We start from the raw sequence: 23000 nt of genomic DNA, 5'->3' as shown, positions 1-23000 counted from the left end.
GCACCTCCTGTCGTCGTCAGGTTAGCGGCGCACGCGCGGCATCCCCAGGCCGATCCAGGAGATGATCTCCCGCTGGATCTCGTTGTTGCCGCCGCCGAAGGTGAAGACGACGGCGGCGCGGTAGCCGCGTTCGAGTTCGCCGTGGAGGGCGGCGCCGGCGGATCCTTCCTTGAGGGGGCCCGCCGCGGCGAGGACCTCCATGAGCCAGGCGTACGCGTCGCGGCGGGTCTCGGAGCCGTAGACCTTGACGGCGGAGGCGTCCTGCGGGGTGAGCGCCGAGCGCTGCAGGGCGTCGACCATCTGCCAGTTGAGCAGCTTCATCGCCTCCAGGCGCAGGTGGGTGCGGGCGAGCCGGGCGCGGACCCAGCCGAGGTCGATGACGCGGCGGCCGTCGGCGAGCTTGGTGGCGGCGGCCCAGCGCCGTACGTCGCGCAGGGCGCCGGCGGCCGTGGTGCCGTGGGCGGCGAGGGTGACGCGCTCGTGGTTGAGCTGGGTGGTGATCAGCCGCCAGCCCCCGTTCTCCTCGCCGACGCGGTTGCGGACGGGGACGCGGACGTCGTCGTAGTAGCCGGCGGTGGTGCTGTGGGAGGCGAGGGTGTTGATGGTGGTGCAGGAGTAGCCGGGGGCGCTGGTCGGCACGAGGAGGAGGGTGATGCCCTTGTGCGGCGGTGTGCCGTCCGTGATGGGGGTGGTGCGGACGGCCAGCCAGATCCAGTCGGCGGTGTCGCCGTTGGTGGTCCAGATCTTCTGGCCGTTGACGACGTAGGAGTCGCCGTCGCGCACGGCCCGCGTCGTGAGGGAGGCGAGGTCGGTGCCGGCGCCGGGCTCGCTGTAGCCGATGGCGAAGTCGAGCTCGCCGGAGAGGATCCGGGGCAGGAAGTACGCCTTCTGCTCGTCCGTGCCGAACTGCATGAGGGTGGGGCCGACGGTGTTGAGCGCCATCAGGGGCAGCGGCACGCCCGCCTGCGCGGCCTCGTCGAAGAAGATGAACTGTTCCATCGGGGTCCGGCCGCTGCCGCCGTGCTCGACGGGCCAGCCCGTCCCGAGGCGGCCGTCCGCGCCGAGGCGGCGGATCGTGGCGCGGTAGAAGCGCTTCTGCTCGGCCGGGTCGTCGTGGCGGGCGTGGGCGTCGCCTGCGACCAGCCCGGCGAAGTAGTCCCGCAGCTCGGCGCGGAAGCGCCGCTGTTCCGGGGTGTATTCGAGGTCCACGGTCCCTCCGGGGTGCTCGCCGTATGCCGCGCTGACGGCGCACACCGTAGAACCTGTTCCAGAAATTCGGAAGGCGGACGAAAACAGGGACCTCGCGGGCGTCGGCCCTGCGAGGTCCCTGCGGGATGCGGCGGCGGCGCCGCGGCCGTCAGCGGCCGGCGTGCCGGCGGTGGCGGCCGCCGGCCTGCGCGCCCCCTCCGCCACCGCGGCGGCGGCTGGACGGCACGGGACGGGTGTGGCCGTGGTGGCCGCCGTGCTGCTCCGCGGCCTCCAGCTCGGCGAGCTCCTCGTCCAGGCCGAAGCGCTCCAGCAGCGGGATGCGGTAGAGCCGCGGCAGCAGCCAGGCGTGCCAGACGCCGGTGATGAAGATGATCGCGGACGAGGCGATCAGGACCGATCCCAGGGTGTCGGTCGGGTAGTGGGCGCCGACGTACCAGCGGGAGAAGGCGATGAGCAGGACGGCGAAGACGCCGACGACGACCACGGTCCGCCGGTGGCGGGACTCCCGGAAGAGGAAGTACGCGCCGATGAACGCGGCGACCGTGAAGGCGGTGTGGCCGCTGGGGAAGCTGTTGGAGCCGATCTCGGGGTCCAGCATGAACTCCCGCGGCGGCCGGGGCCGGGCGACGATGGCCTTCGCGATCTGGGTGCTGTTCCAGCCGACCGCGACGACGAGGAAGGTGGCGACCGCCGTCACCGGCCGGCGCCGCACGAACAGCAGCCAGCCGCACCAGACCGCCAGGATCAGCAGGCCGGCGACCGGGGACGCGAGGGCGCTGACCCCCTCCATGACCACGTTCAGCCACTCGGTGCGGAAGGTGGTCTGGACCGTGCGGTCCAGCTTCAGGTCGTGCGGCTGGATGAGATCGGTGTGCACGGCTACCAGGCCCAGCGCGATCGCGACGGCGAACAGCAGGACCGAGTTGCGCAACCAGTGGCGCACGTACGGCATGGGTGGGGCGTCCTTTGTAATCGGTAGGGCGGTACCGGCACGGCAGTACACGCGAAGGTGACGAATGCCTGCCGCAGGGGTGACAACGGCACGGCTGTACGGCAAAGCTACACGCGCCGCACGCGCACCCTTCGGGGACGCCCGCCCCCGACGCCGCCCGCGACCGCGCGCCCCGGGCCGCCCACCACCGGCGGCGCACCCTGCGTGAGGGATTTATATCCGACGGTGACCACCCGGCCGGGCCCGGGGGCGGGGGTGCGGGCGGCGATTCAGCCGATCGTGGACGGAGCGGCCGGGGCCGGGACGGCGCCCCTTGACGCCCCGGGGCGTCCGGCGGTTCCCGGACGAGGGGTTTTGTGCGGTGTCTCACGCCGCGAACGCCGCATTCCGCTGGCCGGATCCCGCTCCCGGCCCGCAAGGACCTTCAACCTCACGCGACTTGACGGTGTCCTCCCGGGCGTCAGCACACACGCCGGAGCAGAGGGGCTACCTGCCATGAACGTACGCACCCGCACCGTCCATAGAGCCCTGGCGGGGGCACTGGCCGCCGCCGCGATGGCCGCGGCGGCCCTCACCGCCCCCGCCGCGGCCGAGGCCGCCGGCACGACGGCCGCAGGCGGCCGGGAGGCCGCCGCCGGCCACGACCGGCACGCCGCCACCCGCAGCGCCATGGAGGCCCAGGTCGCCGCCGGCATACCCGGCGTCCTGGGGCAGGCCCGGGACGACCACGGCACCTGGCGGGGCTCCGCCGGCATCGCCGACCGCACCACCCAGCGGCCCCGGCTCTCCCAGGACCGCTTCCGCATCGCCAGCGTCAGCAAGGTCTTCACCTCCGTCGTCCTGCTCCAGCTGGAGGCGGAGGGCCGGATCGGCCTGGACGACCGCGTCGGGCGATGGCTGCCGGGCGTCGTCCGGGGCAACGGGCACGACGGCCGGGGGATCACCGTCCGGCAGCTGCTCAACCACACCAGCGGGATCTACAACTACACCGACGATCCGGCCTTCCGAAAGCTGCTCGGCCCCGACTTCCTCGAGCACCGCTTCGACGACCACACGCCGGAAGAGCTCGTGAAGACCGCGATGGCGCACGCACCGTACTTCCAGCCGGGCAAGGGCTGGCGGTACTCCAACACCAACTACGTCCTCGCCGGCATGATCGTCGAGAAGGTGACGGGCCGCTCGTACGCCACCGAGATCAAGCGGCGCATCGTCCGGCCCCTGGGGCTCACCGCCACCACGCTCCCCGGCACGGCGCCCGAACTGCCCGGGCCGCACGGCCGGGCCTACAGCACGCTCCTGGCCGAGCCCTCCCCCGACCCGAAGATCTACGACGTCACCGAGCTCAACCCGTCGTGGGGCGGCGCCGCCGGCGAGATCATCTCCACCGCCGGCGACCTCAACCGCTTCTACGGCGCCCTCATCGGCGGAAAGCTGCTGCCGGAGGCCCAGCAGCGGGAGCTGCTCACCACGGTGCCCGCCGACGATCAGATGCCGGGCGTCGGCTACGGCCTCGGGGTCGCCTCGGTCCGCCTGTCGTGCGGCACGAACATCTGGATGCACACCGGCGGCGTCCACGGCTCCACCACGATCGCCGGCGCGAGCACCGACGGCCGGCACACCGCCGCGTTCAACTTCAACGGCGACTGGACGGGCGACCTCGGCGCGCTGGTCGAGGCCGAGTACTGCGGCAAGGCCCCGTCGGGGCGGTCCGGCGTCGCCGGGCAGCAGAGGACGACGACCCTGATGGCGCTGCGCTGACGGTCCTGCTCGCATACGCCTGCGGCCCGCGGCTGTCACCAGCCGCGGGCCGCAGGTCCGCACGGGAGCGCCGGGGATCAGCCCTGGCAGATCCCGCGGGCGTAGTCGAAGGTCGCCGTGGCCTGCGAGTACTTCCACTGCGGGGCCAGCAGCTTCGCGTCGAGCTGCTGGGCGGCCTCCGGGCTCTCCACCATGTACCCGAAGTCCTGCAGCCAGGACGGGTAGAGGTTCTTCGAACCGATGTAGAAGGCGGAACCGTCCACGGACACCAGCTTGTGGTGCTGCGCGTACGGCTTGCCGTCGGCCCACTTGGCGCTGTCCGAGCTACGGGCGGTGGCCAGCTGCAGGTTGCCGCACATGGCCGTCCTCGCGCCCTGCTGACCGCCGGTGAGCAGCGCGAGGCGGTTGCGCAGGACGTCGCTGATCTCGTTCAGCGACTTGATCTGCGAGTAGCCGCCGCTGCCGACCGCGCCGCGGTTGGCGGGGTCGCTGACCACGATGCGGACCTTCACTCCGGCGGCCAGCTTCGCCGCGAGCGCGTCGTAGAGCCGGACGTCGTAGCGCGGGAGCGGCGGGCAGGTGGCGTTGAGGTCCTGCTGGGAGATCTCCACGTGGCTGCGCGCACTGGCCACGAGGGCGCGCAGGGCGCTCTCCTCGGGGTTGGCCGTGTCGTAGTCGCGGTCGGCGTTGGTGTTGTCGTGCAGGCCCACGACGCACTTGGTGTCGGGCGCCGTCGGCAGGTCCGGCCGGAAGGACGAGGAGGGGTCGGAGTCCTGGATGCCGACGCCGAGGCCGCCGACGGCGATCACCGGGACGTTCCCGGTGGCCGGGGCGGCCGCGGGGTTGGCGTCCTTCTCCATCGTGGGCATGCAGGCGGCGCCGTCGGACGCGGCGAACCACACGCTCGCGATGTTGTTCTTGTTCCCGCAGGTCCAGGTCCACAGCTGGTCCAGGTACCGGCCGGCGGAACCGGCGGCGGGCCCGGTCAGGGCGAGGTCGACGTCGGACACCGGGTGGGTGGTGTCGACGTAGTCGTTCTTCCAGCTGTTGATGCCGCCGGTGATCGCCGACTGCCCGTCCACCACGAGGAGCTTGGAGTGGTTCCAGGAGAAGGCGGTCTTCGAGGTGGTCATCGACGCGACGTTCAGGGTGACGCTGTCGGCGGCCTTGCCGAGCTTGTCGCGCAGCTCGTCGCGGTACTTCGAGGGCAGCACGTTCATGTGGTAGACCGGCGCGGCTCCGACCAGCACGCGGACCTTGAGCTTGCTGCCGTTCTCGGCCGACTTCTTCAGACCGGCGACGATCGCGTCCTGGAAAGCCCCGTCGGGGAACGGCGCCAGGGTGGATATGTCGACGGTGCGCGTGGCCCGGGAGATGTTCTCGGTCATCTTGGCGAGCAGCCGCTTCGTGCCGGGGCGCTCGGCGCAGGTGGCGTCGCCCCAGCAGCCGGGGGTCTGCAGGAGCCAGTCGGCGGGGTCACCGGAGGAGGCGTCCAGCGCGTTGCCGGCGGTGCGCTCCCACACGCGCCCTTCGAGACCGGGCGAGACCTGGCGGAGGGTCTGCTCGACGGCGTCGAGGTGCGGGGTGGCCGAGGAGTCGGCGAGCGCCGGGGCCGCGGGGAGCGTGGCCAGGGCGAGGGCGGAGACCGCTGCGGAGACGGCGGGGCGGGTTAAACGGCGGAGCCGGAGGCGGGCCAATGTGCTTCCTTGGTCGGGGGTGCGGAGGTGACCGGGAACGCGCCGCGCGGCGAAACGCGCACGGCGATCCGCAGCGCCGGGGACCGGCACTGCGGATGATCACCGGGGTGAAGCTACCAGTTGCCCGGAACGTTCCGTTCAGGAGCCGCAGCTGCTGCCTCCGCCGCAGCTCGAACTCGAACTGGAGGAGGAGCAGCTGGAGCCGGAGCAGCTCGAATGACCGGAGTGGCCGGAGTGGCCGGAGTGGCCGGAACAGCTCGATGCGCCGGAGCAGCCGTACCCGCCGCTGGTGTGGGACGACGAGGACGCGGAGGAGGACGAGGACTTCGAGGTCTTCCGGGAAGCCGGGGTCTTCGTGCTCTTGGCGTAGGAATGTCCGCCGGCCACGCCCGTGCTCGACAGCGCCGCCTGCCGCAGCCCGCTGAGGAACGGCCGGTCCGGCTCGGGCCCGCCGGCGCCGTGCACGGCGACGACGCCCGCGACGCCCTCCGGGTGCGTGGCCGAGAACCGTACGCTCCAGGGACCGGTCGCCGGCGTCCGGTTGATGAAGTCCTTGCCGCGCGGGGTGGGCCGCGCCTTCGGCCCGGCCGGCCGGCACCGGACGCGCAGCACGATGCCGGCGACGAGGAGGGCGAGGACGACGAAGGGCGTCACGAAGCTCCCGGGCATGAGGGCCAGCGCCACGACGCCGACGCCGGCGAGGACGAGCCCGCCCACCTGCACGTCCGCGGCGCGCCGCCACTTCTCCTTCACCATGGGCGACATGAGCATCCCGCGCCGGACGAGGGCGCCTTCGAGGGCGTCGACGGCCGGGGCGAACTGCAGCGACGTGCGGACCTTGCGCAGGGAGGTGCTCCAGTCGGCGCCGCAGCGGCCCAGCAGGGCGCGCTCCACGGCGTTGTGGGCGAGGGCCCGCTCGACCTTGAGCTTGCCGCTCTCGTTCACGGATATCCGCCCGTCGTCGCACATGCCGGCGATGACGGTGTCCGCCACGCGGCCGCGGCCGCCGAGCAGGTACGCGATCTCCAGCAGCTCCGGCTCGCCCTGAACGGGCGGCGGATCGGCGAGGGCACGGCGGCGGGCCACGACGAGCCGGGCCGACGGGGCGACGAGGGCGAAGAGCGTCACCAGGGAGGCGACGACGATGCCGGCGTTCATAGGGCGGTTGCCTTTCGGGTCACGCGCGAGCGCAAGATGTGCCAGGCCGACGCCAGGCGGGCCGGGAGCGGGGCGGGGGCGGTGGACCGCGCGCCGTGCCGGGCGGCCGTCCATGCCGCGAGGCGCTCCCGTTGCCCGGGGTCGGGGAGGATGCTGTCGGGCCGAATGCCTCCGGCCCGGATGCCGTTGCTCCGGCTGCCGTCGGTGCCAATACCGTCGGTCCGAACGTCGCCGGCCTTGAGGAGCGCCTCGGCGAAGTCGAGCGCGTCCTGGCGGTAGCCGTCGCTCATCGGACGCCCGCGGGCATGGGCGAGGAAGAGCCGCCGGAAGTCCGCCCCGAGGATCTCGGGCAGCTCCGGTGCGACCTTCGCGACGACGTCCGCGCGCTTGCCGAGCAGTGCCTGCTGCTGCGCCCGCAGCCGTTGCGGGTCGAAGCCGGGCGGCGGGGGCGCGTCCGCGACGAGCGCGGAGAGCAGGGCGTGCTGGGCGTGCGCGAGGCGCCGCCGGGCGGCGTCGGGGGCGGTCTCAGGTGTGCTCTCGGGTGTGGTCTTGGGTGTGCTCTCGGGTGTGGTCTTGGGTGTGCTCTCGGGTGTGGTCTTGGGTGTGCTCTCGGGTGTGGTCTCCGGTGCGGCTTCAGACACTGTGCGCCGCCCTCCGCCGCAGGTCCTGCCGGGAGGAGCGCCGGGCACCTGCCACCGTCGCCCTGATCAGGTCCAGTTCCGCGGCGAGTTCTTCGGGCGCGGGGAAGGCGTCGTCGCGCTCCAGGAGGACGCCCAGGGGCGTCACGCGGGCCGACAGCTCGGCGAGGACGTCGAGGACGGGGCCGGTCACCGGGTGGGCGTGGCTGTCGTGCCACAGCCCGCCCTGCTCGACGCCTCCGGCCACGTGCACGTAGGCGACGGCTTCCAGCGGAAGTTCGTCCAGGGCGGCCGCCGGGTCGTGGCCCAGGTTCACGTGGTTCGTGTGGAGGTTGGCGACGTCGATCAGGAGCCGCACCCCCGTCCTGGCGACCAGCTCGGCGAGGAACTGCCCCTCGGTCAGCTCCTCGCCGGGCCAGGGAAGGAGGGCCGCGATGTTCTCCAGCGCGAGCGGGACGGGCAGCATGTCCTGCGCGATGCGGACGTTCTCGCACAGGACGTCCAGGGCGTCGCGGGTGCGGGGCACCGGCAGCAGGTGGCCGGCCTCGATCCGCGGGGAGCCGGTCAGCGGTCCCCCGGAGCGGACGAAGGCGATGTGCTCGGAGACGAGCGGCGAGCCGAGGGCTTCGGCGCGCTCTGCCAGCGCGGCGAGCCGGGCGAGATCCGGCCGGTCGGCGCCGCCGAGGCCGAGGGAGACCCCGTGGGGTATCACCGTCGTGCCGCGCTCGCGCAGCTCCTGGAGCGGAGCGGGGAGGTGGCCCGGGCAGATGTTCTCCGCGACGACCTCCACCCAGTCGGCACGGACCGGGCCCGCCGCCACGGCGTCGGCTGTCTCCGGGCGCCAGCCGATCCCCGTCCCCAGCGTTTTGAGCGCACTCGGCTCACTCATGGCCCCGCCCCCCGTCCATCCCGTGCTCCCCCGTGGAGCCGAACGCCTGTACCAGCGGGCTTTCCCCGCGGCACACTGTACAAATCCTGCGGCGGAGAAACAGCATCCGTCCCGATCCGGTGCATAGCACACCCGTGGATTTCGCGCGTACATTTGCCCTCGGGTTTTCACCTCGGGGGGTCGAGTGAGCCAATACGGTCGAGGCCCGGGCGGAGGTCGGGGTTCCGCCAATGGGCCGGGCAATTTCGTAGTAATCCTCGCGGCCTGCATCGGGGCCGCCGGTGCCATTGTGGCCGCAGTTATCGGTCTGAAATCGGCAGTGGACGACGGCAACCACGTCAAGCCGGGTCCGAGTGCCACTGCACAGTCGGCCGGTCAGGGCTCTACGACCACGGGCAGCGGGGGAAACGGCAGCGGAAAGGGCGGAACGTCGTCCGGGCAGGGCCGGGGAAAGGGGTCGCCGAGCCGTAAGCCGTCCGCCTCGAATAGCGGCACGACGGGTTCGGTCGACGGCGGGACGTCCGGATCGACGGCGTCGAAGAAACCTGAGGCCTCCCTGGCTCCCCCGCCGGGATCGGCCGGCCCGGCCGGAGGGAACACCGCGGGCAATGCCGGCAGCGCGGGCAACGGGAATCCCGGCGCCCTCCCCGGACCTCCATGATGAACACCCTTGCGGCGCCTGCGCGTCAGGGCTCCGGGTGAGCCCTCGCGCACGCCCCGCTTCGCCCTGCGCTCGTACATCTCTCGTATGACCCGTGCCGTCCGCACCGGACTTCAGATGTACGAGACGCCGCCTCCTGGACTGACTACTCAGGGTGGTTCGAGGCCATAGCTTCTTGATCAACGGTTGGGCGCCCCCTGCCCTCCCCGAGTGATCACGAAGTGAGGCTGAACCATGTACGGCAAGGCATTCGCCCCCGAGTACCGGGGCTCCCTGGAAGACCTCTCTGTGAACGCCTCGCTCGAGGAAGTGCTGGCCAAGGCGGTCGGGCAACGGCAGCGCGCCCAACTGGACGGCTCCTCACTCGACATGGCGCACGCCGAGCTGGCCGTCGCGGAGGCGAGCCGGCGACTCGGCCGGGTGGAGGACGCCGAGCGCGCGTGGAAGGCGAGCTACCGGGCCGCGCGGCAGGCGGCGGACCTGGGGGCGATGGCCTGGGCCGTGTGGAGCGGCGGCACGCTCGCCCGGCAGCGCGGAGCCCTCGCCCTGGCCCGGCGCTGGCTCGCCATCGCCGCCGAACTCGCCGAGCGGGGCGACGACATCGTGGCCCGCGGCTACTCCCTGGCGGGCCTCGCCGAGACCGGCCGCATCCAGGGCGACTACCAGGCCGTCGGCGAACTGCACGAGAAGCTGCTGGCCGAGGCGCGGCGCCGCGGAGAGGCCCGGCACACCGTGTGGGCGCTGGAGGGCATCGCGCAGATGCACCGCAACTCGGGTGCGTACGACACCGCGTTGGCCATGTTCGAGGAGGCGGCGGAGATATCGGGCCGGGCGGACGACGCCCGCGGTCACGCGTGGGCGCTGCGCGGGATCGCCGACGTGCTGTCCCTGCGGGGGGAGACCGAGCGGGCGCTCGCGCTGCTGTCGCAGGCCGAGGCGACGTGCCGGCGGATGAAGCTCGTCAGCGCTCTGGCCTACAACCACAAGATGCGCGGCAACGTCCTGTTCCGGGCGGGCCGTTACGCGGAGGCCGAGGCGTGCTACCGCGGCGCGCTGGAGGAGTTCCGGGAGATGGCGGAGCCGCGGGGTGCGGCCCTGGCCCGGCTCGGGCTGGTCAAGAGCCGGGCCCGGCTGGGGCACGACCGCGCCGAGACGTCCGCCGAGCTGGACGACCTGCACCGTACGCTCGGCCGGATCGGCCTGCTCCACGCCCGGCGGATGGTCGAGGCGGCGCGCGCCGAGCTGGGGATTGCGGCGGAGCCGGCGGCGGCCCCGGCGGCACGTCCGGCCGCCTGACAGCACGTCCTTCCGCGGCAGCCCACGACAGGAGAGAGAAAGCCCATGCCCACGCAGGCCGGCCCCATGCCCACGCAGACCGCACTCCGGATCCCCGCTCCCCAGACGCTCGCCCGCGCACGGGCGCTGGCCGAGCCCGCGCTCAGAGCCGCCGTGGCGACGCTGCACCCGCTGCCGGCCCGCATGGCGGCCTTCTCCTTCGGCTGGTGCGAGGCCGACGGCACGCCGAGCCCCTCCCCCGGCGGCAAGGGAGTCCGCCAGGCGTTCGCCCTGCTCGGCGCGGAGGCGGTGGGCGCTCCCCTCGGGACCGCGGTGCAGGCCGCGGTGGCCGTGGAGCTGGTGCACACCTTCTCGCTGGTGCACGACGACATCATGGACGGCGACGAGCGGCGGCGGCACCGGCCCGCGACGTGGAAGGCGTACGGCACCGGGCCGGCCGTCCTGACGGGCGACGCCCTGTTCGCGCTGGCCGTGCGGACGGTCGCGGAGGCCGGGGGCGAGCACGCCGGCCGGGCGGTGGCACACCTGGCCGACTGCCTGGGCGAGCTGGTGCGCGGGCAGGCCGACGACCTGCTGTTCGAGAACCGTCCGTGGACGGGGCGGGGGGCGGTCGGCATACCTGAGTACGAGGCGATGGCGGCCCGCAAGACCGGTGCCCTGCTCGGCTGCGCCCTGTCCCTGGGGCCGGTGCTGGCGGGCGCTGCGCCCCTGCAGACGGGTGCCCTCGCCGAGGCCGGGCGGCGGCTCGGCACGGCGTTCCAGATCGTGGACGACCTGCTGGGGATCTGGGGCGACCCGCAGACGACGGGCAAGCCGGTCCACGGCGACCTGCTGCGGCGGAAGAAGACCCTGCCGGTGCTGGCGGCCGTCGCCCTGGACGACGGGGCGACCGCCCGCGAGCTGGCCCGGCTGCTGGGCCCGGACACGCCCCCGGACGCCGCGGCCGCGGACCGCGCGGCCGGCCTGGTCGAGGCCGCCGGGGGCCGGGAGTTCGCCCTGGAGGAGGCGCACCGCCATGCGGCGGCCGCCCACGACTGCCTGCACGGCTCCGGTCTCGCGGAAGGCGCTGTCGGTGAACTCGTCGCGCTCTCCGCGCATTTGCTGCAGCGGCAGCTGTAGCGCTGACTCTGCCGCGGTCGCGGTCGCGGCGGGCGGTCCCGCTGCCGGCTACTTCGCCGCCGGCGCCGGCAGCGGCGCGTCCTCGCAGGTGACGTCCCGGGCGGGCAGCTCTCCGGAAAGGAGGTACTTGTTCACGATGCCGTCGGTGCAGGCGCTGCCGCCCAGGTAGACGCCGTGGTCGCCGCCGGTGGCCGTCACCAGGCGCGAGCCGCGCAGGTCCCGGTGGGCGCGCTGGGCAGCCTCGTAGTACGTGGCCGGGTCGTGCCGGGAGTTGAGCATCAGGACGGGCGGCAGGCCCTTGCCGGTGACCTTGACGCGCGGGGCCGGGGAGGCGGGCCACGCGGCGCACGCGGAGGCGAAGGCGAGCTCACGGGCACCCATCAGGGGGTACTTGGCGGTGTCCTCGGCGCTGCGCCGGACCCAGGAGCCGGTGTCGCGGTTCCACGGGGTGTCGGCGCAGGTCACGGAGAGGAACTCGGCGAAGAAGTTGGTGGTGAGGTAGGAGCCGAAGACGGTGTCGACGAGCTTCCGCTCGGCGGGGGCCGCCGTGTCCCAGTGCTCCAGGGCGGCGAGGGCCGTCGCGAGGGCCGGGAAGCCCTCCTGTGAGTCGTAGATCGCCTGGATGGTGCCGCTGTCGAAGCGGTTGGGGTCGAGCGACCTGCCCTTGCCCTCGCCCGGGCTGAGCGGGCTGTCGCGCAGCGCGCTGCGGCGCCGCTCCCAGGTGGCCTTCGCCTCGGCCGCGGTGCGGCCGTAGTGGTAGGTGGCGTCGTTCTTCGCGAGCCAGGGCAGGAAGTCCTGCTCGAAGCGGCGCTGGAAGCTCTCCGGCTGGCCCTTCTCGAAGTCCTCCCAGGTGCCGCCGAAGGCTATGTTGCTGTCCAGGACGGCGCGTTCGACGCGCTGCGGGAAGAGCGTGGCGTAGTACGCGCCGACCATGGTCGCGTAGGAGGCCCCGTAGTAGGAGATCTTCCGTTCGCCGAGCAGGGCCCGGAAGAGGTCCATGTCGCGCACGGTCTGTTCGGTGGTGATGTACGGGAGGAGGTCGCCGTGCTTGTCGCGGCAGGCGTCGGCGAGCTTGCGGGAGTTGTCCACGACGCGCTGCACGGCGGCGGGCGAGCGGTCGCGGAAGTCGCCCGCGAAGAAGGCGTCGAGCTCGTCCTGGGTCTGGCACTGCAGCGGTGTGCTCCGGCCGACGCCGCGCTGGTCGAAGCTGACGATGTCGTGGACGGCGCCGATGGCGGGCGCCTTCCGGGCGACGCCGGCCGGACGCAGCAGCCCCTTGCCGCCGGGGCCTCCCGCGGCCATCATCAGCACCCCGCGCCGGTGGGCGGGGTCGCTCGCCCGCACGCGGGACACGGCGATCGTGAGGTCCTTGCCGGCGTCCGGGGCGTGCCAGTCGCGCGGGACGGTCATCTCCGCGCACTCCATGGCGGTCAGCTCGGGGCAGGGCTGCCATGCGAGCTTCTGCGAGGTGTACCGCTCGGGCACGGTCACGGCCGCGGACTGGCGCGGCTGCGCGGGCGCGCCCTGCTGCGCGGCGGCTGCTCCCGCCGGGAGCACCGCGGTCGCGACCACCGCGGCGAGTGCGGCCGACACGGCGGAGAGTGCGGAGACCGCCGGTACGGTCCGCCGTGATTTCCTGAGCTCGAACATCGAACCTCCTGGTGCGTGGTGACGGTTCGATGCTCCCGGGCGGGGCGGCCGCGATCGACCCCCCTGGTATCCGTTCCGGGGGTGGCACTGGTACCACCCCCGGGTCCGCCGGGTGTGTGCGCTACTTCTTGAGGACGTCGACCTCCGGGTAGGCCGCGGACGGCCGGTCGAGGAGCGGGCTCGGGGTGCCGCGCAGGTGCCGGTCGACGAACGCGTTCACGTACGCGCGGGTGAGCGCGGTCGAGCGGGTGCCGTGCAGGCTGCCGTAGGCGCCGTGGATCCGGTCCGGCGGGATCTGGTCGGTCATCCCGAACCGGTCCACGATCCAGGGTGCGTCCGTGAACGTCAGGTGGCCGCCTTCGGGCACGTCGAGCCAGCGCTTCCAGCCCGTCAGCCGCGGCCAGTTCTTGTTCCAGTTCTCCGCGTCGTCACCGGACCGCTGTGCGCCGAAGAGCATCACGGGCTTCTTCAGCCCCTCGGCCGGCAGGTCGATGGGGAAGTTGCCGTCGAGGTTCACGGCGGCGTCCACGCGCTTGTCGCTGCGCAGGGCCTCCACCGCGCTCGCGCCGCCGATGGAGTGGCCGACCACGGCGATCCGGCCGCGGTCGACGGCGAGCGGGCTGCCAGGGGCGGTCAGCCGGTCGAGGACGAAGGAGAAGTCCTTCGCCCGGTTCCGCACGACGGCGGCCATGTCCGGCTTCGCGCAGATCTCACAGGTCTCGATGCGCCCGCCGGGGAACTCGACCGGGGCCTCGTAGGTGTGGTCGACCGCCGCCACCGCGTACCCGCGCGACGCGAGGTCCTCGCCGAGCGCGGTGAGCGTCAGCCGGCTCATCCCGAAGCCCGGCGAAAGGACCACCAGCGGCCGGGCCTTGCGGGCCGGCTCGGCGTTCAGGGTCGCGTTCGTGCGGATGCCGGCGAGGTCCTCCTTGCCGACGACCGCCTTGGACAGCTCCTTCGACGCGTAAGGAGCGTTCCGGTCGCCCTGGTGCCGCGCCGGGTACCAGAGCGAGACCATGAGCTGCCGCTTGCCGGCGGCGGGCTTCCAGGGATCGGGGCGCGAGGTGTCGACGAGGCGCAGGGTCTTCGTCCCGACGGGCGACTTGCCCGTGGGCGCCGGCACCTCGGCCGGGTTCCCGGACGCCGCCGGCCCGGCACCCCGTTCCGCCGCCGCGGCCACGGCGGGCACTTGGGGCGCGGCGAAGGCCACGAGGAGCGCGGCGGCCACGAAGGACCGCCGCGATGTCTTCCGCGATTTCCACAACATGATCATCACGTTATGCGGCCGTGACACTCCTGCCATCCACCTCAGGTCGGAGATGATCAACTTCGTACGGCGGGATCCTCCGGCACTTCGTGAGGGGCGCCGGCGCCGCGCCGGCGGTCCATCTCGCGCCACTCCGGACGCAGCGCGGCCAGGTTGGTGGTGAGGAAGTACACCGCGCCGCCCGCCAGGAGAACGGGCACCAGACCGGCGGAGGTGACGGCAAGTCCGGCGAGCAGGCCGCCGAGGGGGATGCCCGCCCAGGCCAGGGAGTCGCCCAGCGCCCGCACCCGGCCCAGCAGGGCGCGCGGCACCCGCTCGAACGACACGGCGCCGAGGATGGGGTTGAGGAACCCGCCGCCGAAACCGCCGACCGCGAACACCACGAGCACCACCCACAACGGCGCTCCGCAGGCCAGCACCACGAACCTCGGCGCGCCCGCGAGCAGGAAGCCCGCGAAGAACACGGGGCGGCGGCGCAGCCGGTGGGCGAGCGCGGCGGCCACGAGGCTGCCGCAGACGGCCGCGATCCCCGCCGCGCTGCTGGTGAGGCCGATGGCCGCGGGCCCACCGCCGGAGCCCTCGGCCCACACGGGGACGAGGACGGCCATGAAGCCCGCGTCGAGGAGGTTGGTGACGCCGACCGTGACGATGATCGTGAGCAGCAGGGGTTCCCCGCGCAGGAAGGCGAAGCCTTCGCCGAAACGGCGCCAGTAGCCTGCCGGTTCCCCCGCCCCGCCGTCCGCGGGCGCATTGCCGGACGGCACCGCGAGACCCGTGCCGCGCGGGAGCACGAGGACGATCACGAGGGAACCCAGGGCGAAGCAGACAGCGTTGACGACCAGGCCGGCCATCGGTCCGAGCAGCGCCACCAGCGCACCGCCGGCCGCCGGGCCGACCGTGGAGGCGAGGCGCTCGGTGACGCCGGAGAGGCCCGTCGCCCGTTGCAGGGAGACCCCGCTGTGCTCCGCCGCCTCCGGCACCATGATCTCTTTGGCCAGGTCACCGGGCCCGCGCGCGGCACCGATCACCGCGACGAGGCCGAGCAGCAGCCAGAAGGACAGCAGATCCAGGGCGTGGAGCAGGGGGATCAGCGCGGCAGCGGCGGCGCTGAGGGTGTCAGTCGTCCAGGAGACGATGCGCGGTCCGACGCGGTCGACCAAGGGGCCGGTGAACATCTTGACCAGGATGTACGGGGTCATCTCGCAGAAGGCGACGAGTCCGGTCTGCGCGGCGCTGCCGGTGGTGACGAGCACGAACCACGGCAGGGCGACCGCCGAGACGCGCGTGCCCGTCAGGGAGACGGCCGTTGCCGCGAGGACTCCGGCGAGCGGGCGGATGCTGCGTCCCGGGGAAGGGGCGTCGGGGGCTCCGCCCGGGCGCCGGGCGTGCGGCAGACGGCCCGGTATCCGGCCGCGCCGCGGGGCCGGCGGGGTCATGACTCCCCCTGCCTGTCCGCGCCGCCTTCCGTGGCGCCCTCCGCTGTACCGCCTTCCGCCGCAGCGGAGTCGGGCAGGAGGTGCAGGATGAGCGAGACGTGCTCACTGCCGGAGGGGGCGTCGGCGCCGGATGCGTGCTGCCGGTAGCGCTCGACGACCGCCCGGAGCTCTTCCGACAGCTCGACGGCTTCCTGCGGTGTGAGCCTCAGGCTCCAGTCGCTCATGTTGAACGCCTCCCGCCAGGGCTTCGGCAGGGCCGGGTACGAGGCGACGGCCAGCTGGGTGCGCAGGGTGTGGGCGGCCACGACGCCCTGGACGTAGCCGAGCATGGCCTCGGGCTCCTGCTCGGCGAGCTCTGCGTTGTCGATCACGGTGTTCTCGTGGACGGCGCGCCACCAGCGCTCGCGGGCGTTGCCCAGCGAGGTGTCCTCCGCGACGAAGCCCGCGGCGGCGAGCTGCCGGAGGTGGTAGCTGGTCGCCCCGGAGGCCAGTCCGAGGCGCTCGGCGAGCCGGGTGGCCGTCGACGGGCCGTGCATCCGCAGCAGTCCGACGAGTTGCACGCGTACGGGGTGCGCCAGGGCGCGCAGGCCCTTGGCGTCGAGAACGGCATCGGTCATTCCCCGCACTCTAGACCGCCAAGGTTTCTTTGCAAAGAAACCTTGGCAGTTTTGGCCAGGCCGGTCAGTGGGCCGAGGTGTAGGTGCCGAGGGTGATGTCCGCGAAGTTGCGCAGGGAGTCCGTGCCGGGGGCGAAGTAGCCGGTGTGGCCGTGGGCGCCGTGGGTGGGGACGACGCGGGCGCCGAACTCCGCCGACGTGGGGTCGGCGCCGTGGCCGAGGCCGAAGAGGTCGACGTTGGGGACGTTGCCTATCCAGTCCGAGGAGTTGCGCGCGGCGGCCCAGACGCGGGCGTCGGTGTGCAGCCCGGCCACCGAGTCGGCGCGCATGCCGGGGCTGCCGAGCGCCACCAGGTCGGCGGCCTCGGTGCGGTCGACGGTCGGGGCGGCCAGGCCGCAGACCACCGAGCCGTAGCTGTGGCAGAAGACGGCGGGCGGCGGCGCGGCGGGAGAAGCGGCGGCTGCCGACAGGCCGGCGAGCAGGCGCTCCAGGCGCACGGCCCCGGCCTGCGCGAGGCGCCCGGTGGCGGCGTCCAGGCCCAGGCCCACGGGCGTGGTGTAGCCGGCCCAGGCGATGACGGCGGTCGGGGTGCCGGGCGCCCTGCGCTCCATCTCGGCCCGCAGGGAGGCGGCCATCCCGGCGGGGGTGCCGTAGCGGTCCTTCGTCCGGTCGAAGGTGCGGAGGTCGATGTCCGAACCGGGCACGATCACGGCGGTGTGCCGGGCGGCCGTCAGATCGCCGTACACCTCGGCGACCTGGCCTCGGCCGCGCGGGTCGAAGGCCAGGATCCGGCGGCCCGGCGCGAGCAGCCGCTCGTAGCGGTCGGCCCGCCCGCGGGCCTCTTCCCGCGCGTCCCGGGTCAGGCCCGGGTCCGCGGCCCGGGCCTGCGCCTTCGCCCGCTCGGCGGCTATCGCCCGGGCGTTGGCCTCGTACCGCAGGGGCACGGGCGCACCGTCGAGGTTGCCGACGACCAGCGCGTGGCGGGCCGCCAGGTCCTCGCTCTGGGCCTCGGTGAGACCGGCGAAGAACGCGGCGACAGTACGCGGCGCCGCCGTCGCCGGGTCCGGCAGCCGGCGGTGGAGGGAGTGGTCCGCACGCCAGGCCTCGGCGCCGGCGGGCGGGCCGGTGACCACGGCCTGCTCGTCGCTGACGGCCCAGCCGGCCGTGCCGGCCACGACCGCGGCGGCCAGAGCTGCGGCGACCAGCGTGCGCTTGAAGCGGCCCATGACTGTCTCTCCCTCGTCCCCGTTGCGTGACAGAGGGAAAGCTAGAAAGAGGGTGTCCGAACCTGCGTCACCCCAGGGAGCCAACCCTGGGGTGATACCTCAGTAGGGGGTCGGCGAGGGGGCCGTCGCTCCCTCACCGAGCCCTCGGGATCCTCGGAATCGGGATCCTCGGAATCAGGCGTGCTCAGAGCCCTCGGAGGACTCGGCGGGCTCGGGGGGTTCCGAGGACTCGCAGTCTTCGTAGTCCTCGAAGGCGAAGCCCGGTGCGACCACGCACGTCACCAGCACCGGCTCGTCCCCCGCGGGCCCGGCCGACTGCCACACGCCGCCGGGCACCAGGAACTGCGGTTGCTCGCCCCGCTCGACGCCGGGTCCGAGGACCACCTCGGCGGCCCCCTTCGCGTCGGGCGCGTCGCCGGAGCCGCCGAGCCGCATCCGCAGCGGGCCGCCGCAGTGCCACAGCCACACCTCGTCGGAGCGCACGCGGTGCCAGCGCGAGGTCTCGCCGGGGTGGAGGAGGTAGTAGATGCCGGTGGCGAACGCCCGTGGTCCGCCGTAGCCGTCGGGGACCGCCTCGCGCGAGGTCCTCCACGTCTCGCGGAACCACCCTCCCTCGACGTGCGGTTGGAGATTGAGGAGCTCGACCAGTTCCGAAGTGCCGGAAGTCCTGTCAGCCATGAGGTCATTCTCGCGCGGACCCGGCCTCGACGCTGTCCGAGGCTATGACAAAAGCCGTACCGATGACGGCGAGGACGATGCTCGCGTACATCTCGTAGCCGTCGAGAAAGCCGAGGTGGCGCACGACCACCCAGTAGTGGAACCAGCCGGTGAGTCCGTGGACGACGCCGCCCAGGCCCTGCAGGACGAGGAGGACGCCGACGCCTTCGAGCAGCTTCTTCATGCCCGCCATGCTCCTGCCGCCGCCCGGCCCCGGTCATCGCCCGGAAGACTGTGCGGCACCGACCGAAGTAGCCGCCCGCAGGCCCCCCGATCATCCAAGGTCCCGCCTCGTACAACTTTGGTATCGGCCCTTCGTCCCACGCCTCCGGGCCGCCCGCCGCATCGGTAAATTGGCTGCTCATGGACGTGAAGACCGAGGAGACGGCGGAGGTGCGGCCCCGCACGGCGCGCAGTGTGCGCGACTGGGCGGTCGACATCCTCTGCATCGCCCTCGCGGCCGTGATCGGGATACTGGCCGCCGAGGCACTGCGCAAGGATCCGGACGCCGCGCCCGCGCTCCTCTTCTTCGACCAGATCGTGGGCGCCCTGGCCTGCGTCGCGCTGTGGATGCGCCGCAGGTGGCCGGTGCCGCTCGCCGTGGTCCTGGTGGTGGTGAGCACGCCCGTGCCGCCCGCCGCGGGGGCCATGCTGGTGGCGGTGTTCACGGTCGCCGTGCACCGGCCGTTCCGGACGGCGGCCGCCGTGGGAGGGCTCGCCCTGATCAGCGAGCCGCTGCAGGCGGCGATCCGCCCCGACCCGGACCTGCCCTTCCCCGCCGCGACGGCCACGGGCCTGCTGCTGGTCCTCACCGTCATCGGCTGGGGCATGTTCGTCCGCTCCCGGCGCCAGCTGGTCCTGTCGCTGCGCGAGCGCGCCCGGCGGGCCGAGGCGGAGGCGCAGCTGCGGGCGGAGCAGGCGCAGCGCCTGGCCCGGGAGCGCATCGCCCGGGAGATGCACGACGTCCTCGCGCACCGGCTGTCGCTGCTGTGCGTGCACGCGGGGGCGCTGGAATTCCGTCCGGACGCCCCGCCCGAGCAGGTGGCCCGGGCCGCCGGGGTGATCCGTGACAGCGCGCATCAGGCCCTGGAGGATCTGCGCGAGGTGATCGGGGTGCTGCGCGCGCCCGGCGCGGAGGGCGGAGGGGAGCGCCCGCAGCCCACCCTGGCGGCGCTGGAGGAGCTGGTGGAGGAGTCCCGGCAGGCGGGCACGGAGGTGGTGCTCGAGCAGCGGGTGTCCGATGCCCCGTCGGTTCCGGAGGCCACGGGCCGCACGGTGTACCGGATCGTGCAGGAGGCGCTGACCAATGCCCGTAAGCACGCGGGAGGGGCGGCGGTGAGGGTCACGGTCGAGGGCTCCCCGGAGGCGGGGCTGACGGTCGGGGTCACCAATCCGCCGGGGGACGGCAGCGGAGCCTCCGTGCCCGGTTCCGGGCAGGGTCTCATCGGGCTGGCCGAGCGCGCCGCCCTCGCCGGCGGCCGCCTCTCGCACGGATCCACACCCGACGGCGGCTTCCGCGTCGACGGCTGGCTACCGTGGCGGCCATGAACGCCCCGCAGCCGCCGCACGGCCCCGAATCCTCGCCCTCCTCCCGGGCCGAGGCCCCGCAGTCCCCGCAGCCTCGGCCGATCCGGGTCCTGCTCGTGGACGACGATCCCCTGGTGCGGGCCGGTCTGTCGTTCATGCTGGGCGGCCTGCCCGACATCCTCATCGTCGGAGAGGCCGCCGACGGCTCGGAGGTCACCGCCCTCGTCGACCGGCACGCGCCCGACGTGGTGCTGATGGACATCCGCATGCCGTCGGTCGACGGCCTGGCCGCCACGGAGGAGCTGCGCCGCCGCGAAGGCGCCCCGGAGGTCGTCGTCCTGACGACCTTCCACGCCGACGAGCAGGTGCTGCGGGCCCTGCGCGCCGGAGCCGCGGGCTTCGTCCTCAAGGACACCCCGCCGGCGGAGATCGTCGCGGCCGTGCGCAAGGTCGCCGCCGGCGAGCCGGTCCTCTCCCCCGCCGTCACGCAGCAGCTGATCACGCAGGTCAGGGGGCGGGAGCCGGACACGCGCGGCGACCGGGCCCGGAAGCTGCTGGCCGCGCTCAACGACCGGGAGCGGGAGGTCGCGGCCGGCGTCGGGCGCGGGCAGTCGAACGCGGAGATCGCCGGCGCGCTCTTCATGAGCGTGGCGACGGTCAAGACGCACGTCTCGCGCATCCTCACCAAGCTGGACCTCAACAACCGGGTGCAGATCGCGCTGCTCGTCCACGACGCGAGCGGGTCCAGCCCGGAGGCCTGACCGGACCGGCGCTTTCCACAAGCCGCTCCGCCACCGGCACGCGACCGCCGGTCACTCTGGCGCGCCCGTAGGGCGGTGTTGCGCAACCGCCTACGAAACTACATGCGGCCGACGTACGGCTGTTACAAAACAGCGGGGAAACAGCAGGTTGCGGGTCATAGGATCGAACTCATGATCCATGGGCGATTAGTTCTAATCGCCCCTTTGCTTTTCTACCCGCGCATCACGCGCAGGGAGAGTGGGGGAAACCTGTGCCTGGGCACATACCGCGCCGACGCGTACTCCAGGTCGCGGGCGGCGGCATCGTCGTCGGAGCCGGTGCGGTGGGTGCCTGGCAGTGGCTGTCCCCGGAGGCGAAGAAGAAGACCACGCAGGACGGCGCCCCGGTGCGCCCCGCGAAGGCCACGACGGCCGAGTCGTTCGTCCACGTCATCGCCCACCCCGACGACTCCCTCTACTTCATGAACCCGGAGCTGGAGCAGTCGATCCTCGGCGGCGGCCCCTCCGTGACGGTCTGTCTCACCGGCGGCGAGTCCGACGGCCGCAACGAGCTCTCGGGCGCCCGCGGCTACAAGCGGCTGCCCGAGAAGCGGGGCGAGTTCGTCCGCGCCCGGCTCAACGGCTTCCGCGAGGCGACGGCCCAGATGGCCACCGGCGACTGGCTCAGCCCCTGGACCGTGGAGGCCCTGTCCCTCCTGCCCGGCATCCAGGTCGAGCTGCACACCCTGCGCGCGGCCCCCCAGATCCAGCTGATCTTCCTGGAGCTGGTCGAGGCCCGCACCCTGCGCAACCCGCGCAAGGAGAGCCTGCGCGGCCTGTGGCTCGGGGCGACCCCGCAGCTGACGACGCTCCTGCCGGCCGGCAGCCCGGTCAGGAGCACCTTCCGGTACGGCCGCAAGCAGCTCATCGACACCCTCGTCGCGATATTCGAGCGCTACCAGCCGACCGTCGTCCGCACCCTGGACCCGAACCCCACGCACCTGCCGAAGCCGCCGGAGTTCCCGAACACCCCGCCCGTCCTGCAGGGCATAGCCAAGTACGACCACCAGGACCACACGACGTCCGCGTTCTTCGCCCAGGCCGCGCTCGCCGAGTACTGGGGCCGCAAGCACGCCCGTCCCACGGCCGTGGACAGCTACGTCGGCTACGAGGTCACCCACCTCCCCAGCAACCTCGACAAGACCACCACCGACCACAAGGTCAAGTTCCTCGACACCTACGGCTGGGCCGACGGCAAGGACTGCGGCGACACCGCGGGCTGCGGCGACCGCAAGGTGGGCCGCACCTCCGGGACGAAGTACCACGGCTGGTCGAGCAACTGCCGCCACCGCGCGCCCGGCACGATGCGCTGGGTGCAGCCGCTGCCCGACGGCCGCCTCGCGGCGTTCGCGGTCCTCGACGGCGCGGTGCAGTGCTGGACCGAGGCCAAGGCCGGCAGCGGCATCTGGTCCACCCCCACCTCCCTCGGCGGCTCGATGCTGGAGGGCCAGGTGCAGGCGCTGCGCCACTCCGACGGCACCCTGCAGCTGTTCTCCATACGCACGGTGCTGCCCGGCAAGGACACGCCGCACCGGCGCGAGGTCGTCACCGCGCTGCAGAGCGGCGACGGCTCCGGCGGCACCCCGGCGTTCGGCCCCTGGGAGTCGCTGGGCTCGCCCGAGCAGGACCCCGCGCGCTCGATGGAGATGGGCTACCCGGTCGCCGTGGCCGGCGCCGACGGCACGGTCCACGTCTTCGTCCGCACCTTCGAGGGCGAGGTGAGCCGGCGCAGCGGCGCCGGCGGCAAGGACTTCTCCGAGTGGGAGACGCTCGCTTTCGACGGCCCCCCGCGAAGGCTCGAGGACGGGCTCGACGCGGCCCTCGACGGCCAGGGCCGGATCCACCTCGTCGCCGCCGACACCAAGACCGTGCACCACTGGATGTCGCACGACCCCGGCGGCCCGCTGCAGCCGGCCGAGCCGACGAAGCTCCCCGCCGTCACCGGCCCGCTGAGCCTCACGCCCCTCGCGGGCGGCGGCATGCGCATGGCCGTGCGTCAGCCGAACACCTCCCGGGTGCTCGTCGTCGACCGGCTCGGCGACGACAAGGGCTGGCGCGTCTCGGCCCAGTGCGACCCGCTCAGCGGCCACGCCCGCGTCGCCGTCGGACAGGCCGGCAACACCACCGTGCTCACCGACCACGACAGCAAGGGCCGCGTGCGGCTGTCCGCCGGGTCCGGCCGCCCGGGCCCGTGGGGCAAGGACGGCATTCCGTTCCGGGGCGTCCCCGGCGTCGCGCTCGACGCCAAGGGCAACGCGGTCGCGGTCGTCGTCATGGGCCTGGACAACAAGCTGAGCAGCGCGCGGCTGCGCGGCTCGGGCAAGGGCGCGTTCACGGACTGGATCGCCCACGACGGGAAGGCGCGGGCGAACGTCCAGTCGTAG

The 23000-nt window shown here is 73.4% G+C and carries 17 protein-coding genes and 1 pseudogene; 6 read left to right on the top strand and 12 right to left on the bottom strand.

Annotated features, from left to right (window positions below; genetic code table 11):
* Nucleotides 1-21: 21 nt before the first annotated feature.
* Nucleotides 22-1209: an acyl-CoA dehydrogenase family protein gene (locus NQU55_RS00530; protein ID WP_168091685.1), complete on the bottom strand. Its 1188-nt coding sequence runs from the start codon at nucleotides 1207-1209 to the stop codon at nucleotides 22-24.
* 148 nt (nucleotides 1210-1357) lie between these two features.
* Nucleotides 1358-2161, bottom strand: coding sequence for a phosphatase PAP2 family protein (locus NQU55_RS00525; RefSeq protein ID WP_168091686.1), 804 nt, complete (start codon nucleotides 2159-2161; stop codon nucleotides 1358-1360).
* A 495-nt stretch (nucleotides 2162-2656) separates the two neighbouring features.
* Here NQU55_RS00525 and NQU55_RS00520 point away from each other — a divergent pair, with 495 nt between their 5' ends.
* Nucleotides 2657-3919: a serine hydrolase domain-containing protein gene (locus NQU55_RS00520; RefSeq protein ID WP_256789378.1), complete on the top strand. Its 1263-nt coding sequence runs from the start codon at nucleotides 2657-2659 to the stop codon at nucleotides 3917-3919.
* Between the two features lie 77 nt (nucleotides 3920-3996).
* Here the strand turns inward: NQU55_RS00520 and NQU55_RS00515 are convergent, their stop codons facing one another.
* From NQU55_RS00515 to NQU55_RS00505, 3 genes and pseudogenes are all read right to left on the bottom strand, one after another.
* Nucleotides 3997-5616 carry a phospholipase D-like domain-containing protein gene (locus tag NQU55_RS00515; protein WP_168096226.1) on the bottom strand — a complete coding sequence of 540 codons (1620 nt, stop codon included), beginning with the start codon at nucleotides 5614-5616 and terminating at the stop codon, nucleotides 3997-3999.
* 138 nt (nucleotides 5617-5754) lie between these two features.
* Nucleotides 5755-6774: a TIGR04222 domain-containing membrane protein gene (locus tag NQU55_RS00510; protein WP_168096227.1), complete on the bottom strand. Its 1020-nt coding sequence runs from the start codon at nucleotides 6772-6774 to the stop codon at nucleotides 5755-5757.
* A pseudogene (locus NQU55_RS00505) lies at nucleotides 6771-8301 on the bottom strand (MbnB/TglH/ChrH family RiPP precursor modification enzyme). The gene NQU55_RS00510 and the pseudogene NQU55_RS00505 overlap by 4 nt, the downstream one beginning before the upstream one ends.
* A gap of 895 nt (nucleotides 8302-9196) precedes the next feature.
* Between NQU55_RS00505 and NQU55_RS00500 the strand changes: the two are divergent.
* A complete protein-coding gene (locus tag NQU55_RS00500) occupies nucleotides 9197-10258 on the top strand; it encodes a tetratricopeptide repeat protein (protein ID WP_168092335.1) in 1062 nt (353 codons plus the stop codon).
* A gap of 66 nt (nucleotides 10259-10324) precedes the next feature.
* Complete coding sequence (locus NQU55_RS00495; RefSeq protein ID WP_168092338.1) at nucleotides 10325-11377, top strand: polyprenyl synthetase family protein; 1053 nt, start codon at nucleotides 10325-10327, stop codon at nucleotides 11375-11377.
* Between the two features lie 48 nt (nucleotides 11378-11425).
* Here NQU55_RS00495 and NQU55_RS00490 read toward each other — a convergent pair whose 3' ends face one another.
* The 7 genes from NQU55_RS00490 to NQU55_RS00460 all read right to left on the bottom strand — a co-directional run bounded on the left by NQU55_RS00490 (nucleotide 11426) and on the right by NQU55_RS00460 (nucleotide 18473).
* A complete protein-coding gene (locus tag NQU55_RS00490) occupies nucleotides 11426-13027 on the bottom strand; it encodes an alpha/beta hydrolase (RefSeq protein WP_168092334.1) in 1602 nt (533 codons plus the stop codon).
* 121 nt (nucleotides 13028-13148) lie between these two features.
* The gene (locus NQU55_RS00485; protein WP_168092333.1) at nucleotides 13149-14294 is read right to left on the bottom strand and encodes an alpha/beta hydrolase family protein; all 1146 of its coding nucleotides are present in this window, start codon (nucleotides 14292-14294) and stop codon (nucleotides 13149-13151) included.
* 56 nt (nucleotides 14295-14350) lie between these two features.
* Complete coding sequence (locus NQU55_RS00480; RefSeq protein WP_168092332.1) at nucleotides 14351-15730, bottom strand: MFS transporter; 1380 nt, start codon at nucleotides 15728-15730, stop codon at nucleotides 14351-14353.
* Entirely contained in the window at nucleotides 15727-16347 is a 621-nt protein-coding gene (locus tag NQU55_RS00475; RefSeq protein ID WP_168092331.1) for an ArsR/SmtB family transcription factor, read from the bottom strand. The genes NQU55_RS00480 and NQU55_RS00475 overlap by 4 nt, the downstream gene beginning before the upstream one ends.
* Nucleotides 16348-16411: 64 nt before the next feature.
* On the bottom strand, nucleotides 16412-17572 hold the full coding sequence (locus NQU55_RS00470) for an alpha/beta hydrolase (protein WP_168092330.1): 1161 nt from the start codon (nucleotides 17570-17572) through the stop codon (nucleotides 16412-16414).
* A 174-nt stretch (nucleotides 17573-17746) separates the two neighbouring features.
* The gene (locus NQU55_RS00465; protein WP_168092329.1) at nucleotides 17747-18250 is read right to left on the bottom strand and encodes a cupin domain-containing protein; all 504 of its coding nucleotides are present in this window, start codon (nucleotides 18248-18250) and stop codon (nucleotides 17747-17749) included.
* Between the two features lie 4 nt (nucleotides 18251-18254).
* Nucleotides 18255-18473: a hypothetical protein gene (locus tag NQU55_RS00460; protein ID WP_168092328.1), complete on the bottom strand. Its 219-nt coding sequence runs from the start codon at nucleotides 18471-18473 to the stop codon at nucleotides 18255-18257.
* 179 nt (nucleotides 18474-18652) lie between these two features.
* Between NQU55_RS00460 and NQU55_RS00455 the strand changes: the two genes are divergently transcribed.
* The 3 genes from NQU55_RS00455 (at nucleotide 18653) to NQU55_RS00445 (ending at nucleotide 23000) form a co-directional block, all read left to right on the top strand.
* Nucleotides 18653-19837 carry a sensor histidine kinase gene (locus NQU55_RS00455; protein ID WP_168092327.1) on the top strand — a complete coding sequence of 395 codons (1185 nt, stop codon included), beginning with the start codon at nucleotides 18653-18655 and terminating at the stop codon, nucleotides 19835-19837.
* Nucleotides 19834-20577, top strand: a complete 744-nt coding sequence (locus NQU55_RS00450; protein ID WP_168092326.1) for a response regulator — start codon at nucleotides 19834-19836, stop codon at nucleotides 20575-20577. Before NQU55_RS00455 ends, NQU55_RS00450 begins: the two co-directional genes overlap by 4 nt.
* Before the next feature lie 251 nt (nucleotides 20578-20828).
* Nucleotides 20829-23000 (top strand): PIG-L family deacetylase, encoded by a 2172-nt coding sequence (locus tag NQU55_RS00445; RefSeq protein ID WP_256789371.1) that lies wholly within the window; start codon nucleotides 20829-20831, stop codon nucleotides 22998-23000.

This window comes from Streptomyces telluris (genome assembly GCF_024519335.1).
Lineage (GTDB): Bacteria > Actinomycetota > Actinomycetes > Streptomycetales > Streptomycetaceae > Streptomyces > Streptomyces telluris.
The sequence above is the reverse complement of the archived record's forward strand: the minus strand, read 5'-3'. Positions and strand labels throughout refer to the sequence as shown.

Excerpts from the sequence above, each read along its gene's own strand:
- NQU55_RS00525 (WP_168091686.1), bottom strand. The coding sequence starts at position 2,161 with ATGCCGTACGTGCGCCACTGGTTGCGCAACTCGGTCCTGCTGTTCGCC.
- NQU55_RS00520 (WP_256789378.1), top strand. The coding sequence starts at position 2,657 with ATGAACGTACGCACCCGCACCGTCCATAGAGCCCTGGCGGGGGCACTG.
- NQU55_RS00510 (WP_168096227.1), bottom strand. The coding sequence starts at position 6,774 with ATGAACGCCGGCATCGTCGTCGCCTCCCTGGTGACGCTCTTCGCCCTC.
- NQU55_RS00500 (WP_168092335.1), top strand. The coding sequence starts at position 9,197 with ATGTACGGCAAGGCATTCGCCCCCGAGTACCGGGGCTCCCTGGAAGAC.
- NQU55_RS00495 (WP_168092338.1), top strand. The coding sequence starts at position 10,325 with ATGCCCACGCAGACCGCACTCCGGATCCCCGCTCCCCAGACGCTCGCC.
- NQU55_RS00490 (WP_168092334.1), bottom strand. The coding sequence starts at position 13,027 with ATGTTCGAGCTCAGGAAATCACGGCGGACCGTACCGGCGGTCTCCGCA.
- NQU55_RS00485 (WP_168092333.1), bottom strand. The coding sequence starts at position 14,294 with ATGTTGTGGAAATCGCGGAAGACATCGCGGCGGTCCTTCGTGGCCGCC.
- NQU55_RS00480 (WP_168092332.1), bottom strand. The coding sequence starts at position 15,730 with ATGACCCCGCCGGCCCCGCGGCGCGGCCGGATACCGGGCCGTCTGCCG.
- NQU55_RS00475 (WP_168092331.1), bottom strand. The coding sequence starts at position 16,347 with ATGACCGATGCCGTTCTCGACGCCAAGGGCCTGCGCGCCCTGGCGCAC.
- NQU55_RS00470 (WP_168092330.1), bottom strand. The coding sequence starts at position 17,572 with ATGGGCCGCTTCAAGCGCACGCTGGTCGCCGCAGCTCTGGCCGCCGCG.
- NQU55_RS00465 (WP_168092329.1), bottom strand. The coding sequence starts at position 18,250 with ATGGCTGACAGGACTTCCGGCACTTCGGAACTGGTCGAGCTCCTCAAT.
- NQU55_RS00460 (WP_168092328.1), bottom strand. The coding sequence starts at position 18,473 with ATGAAGAAGCTGCTCGAAGGCGTCGGCGTCCTCCTCGTCCTGCAGGGC.
- NQU55_RS00455 (WP_168092327.1), top strand. The coding sequence starts at position 18,653 with ATGGACGTGAAGACCGAGGAGACGGCGGAGGTGCGGCCCCGCACGGCG.
- NQU55_RS00450 (WP_168092326.1), top strand. The coding sequence starts at position 19,834 with ATGAACGCCCCGCAGCCGCCGCACGGCCCCGAATCCTCGCCCTCCTCC.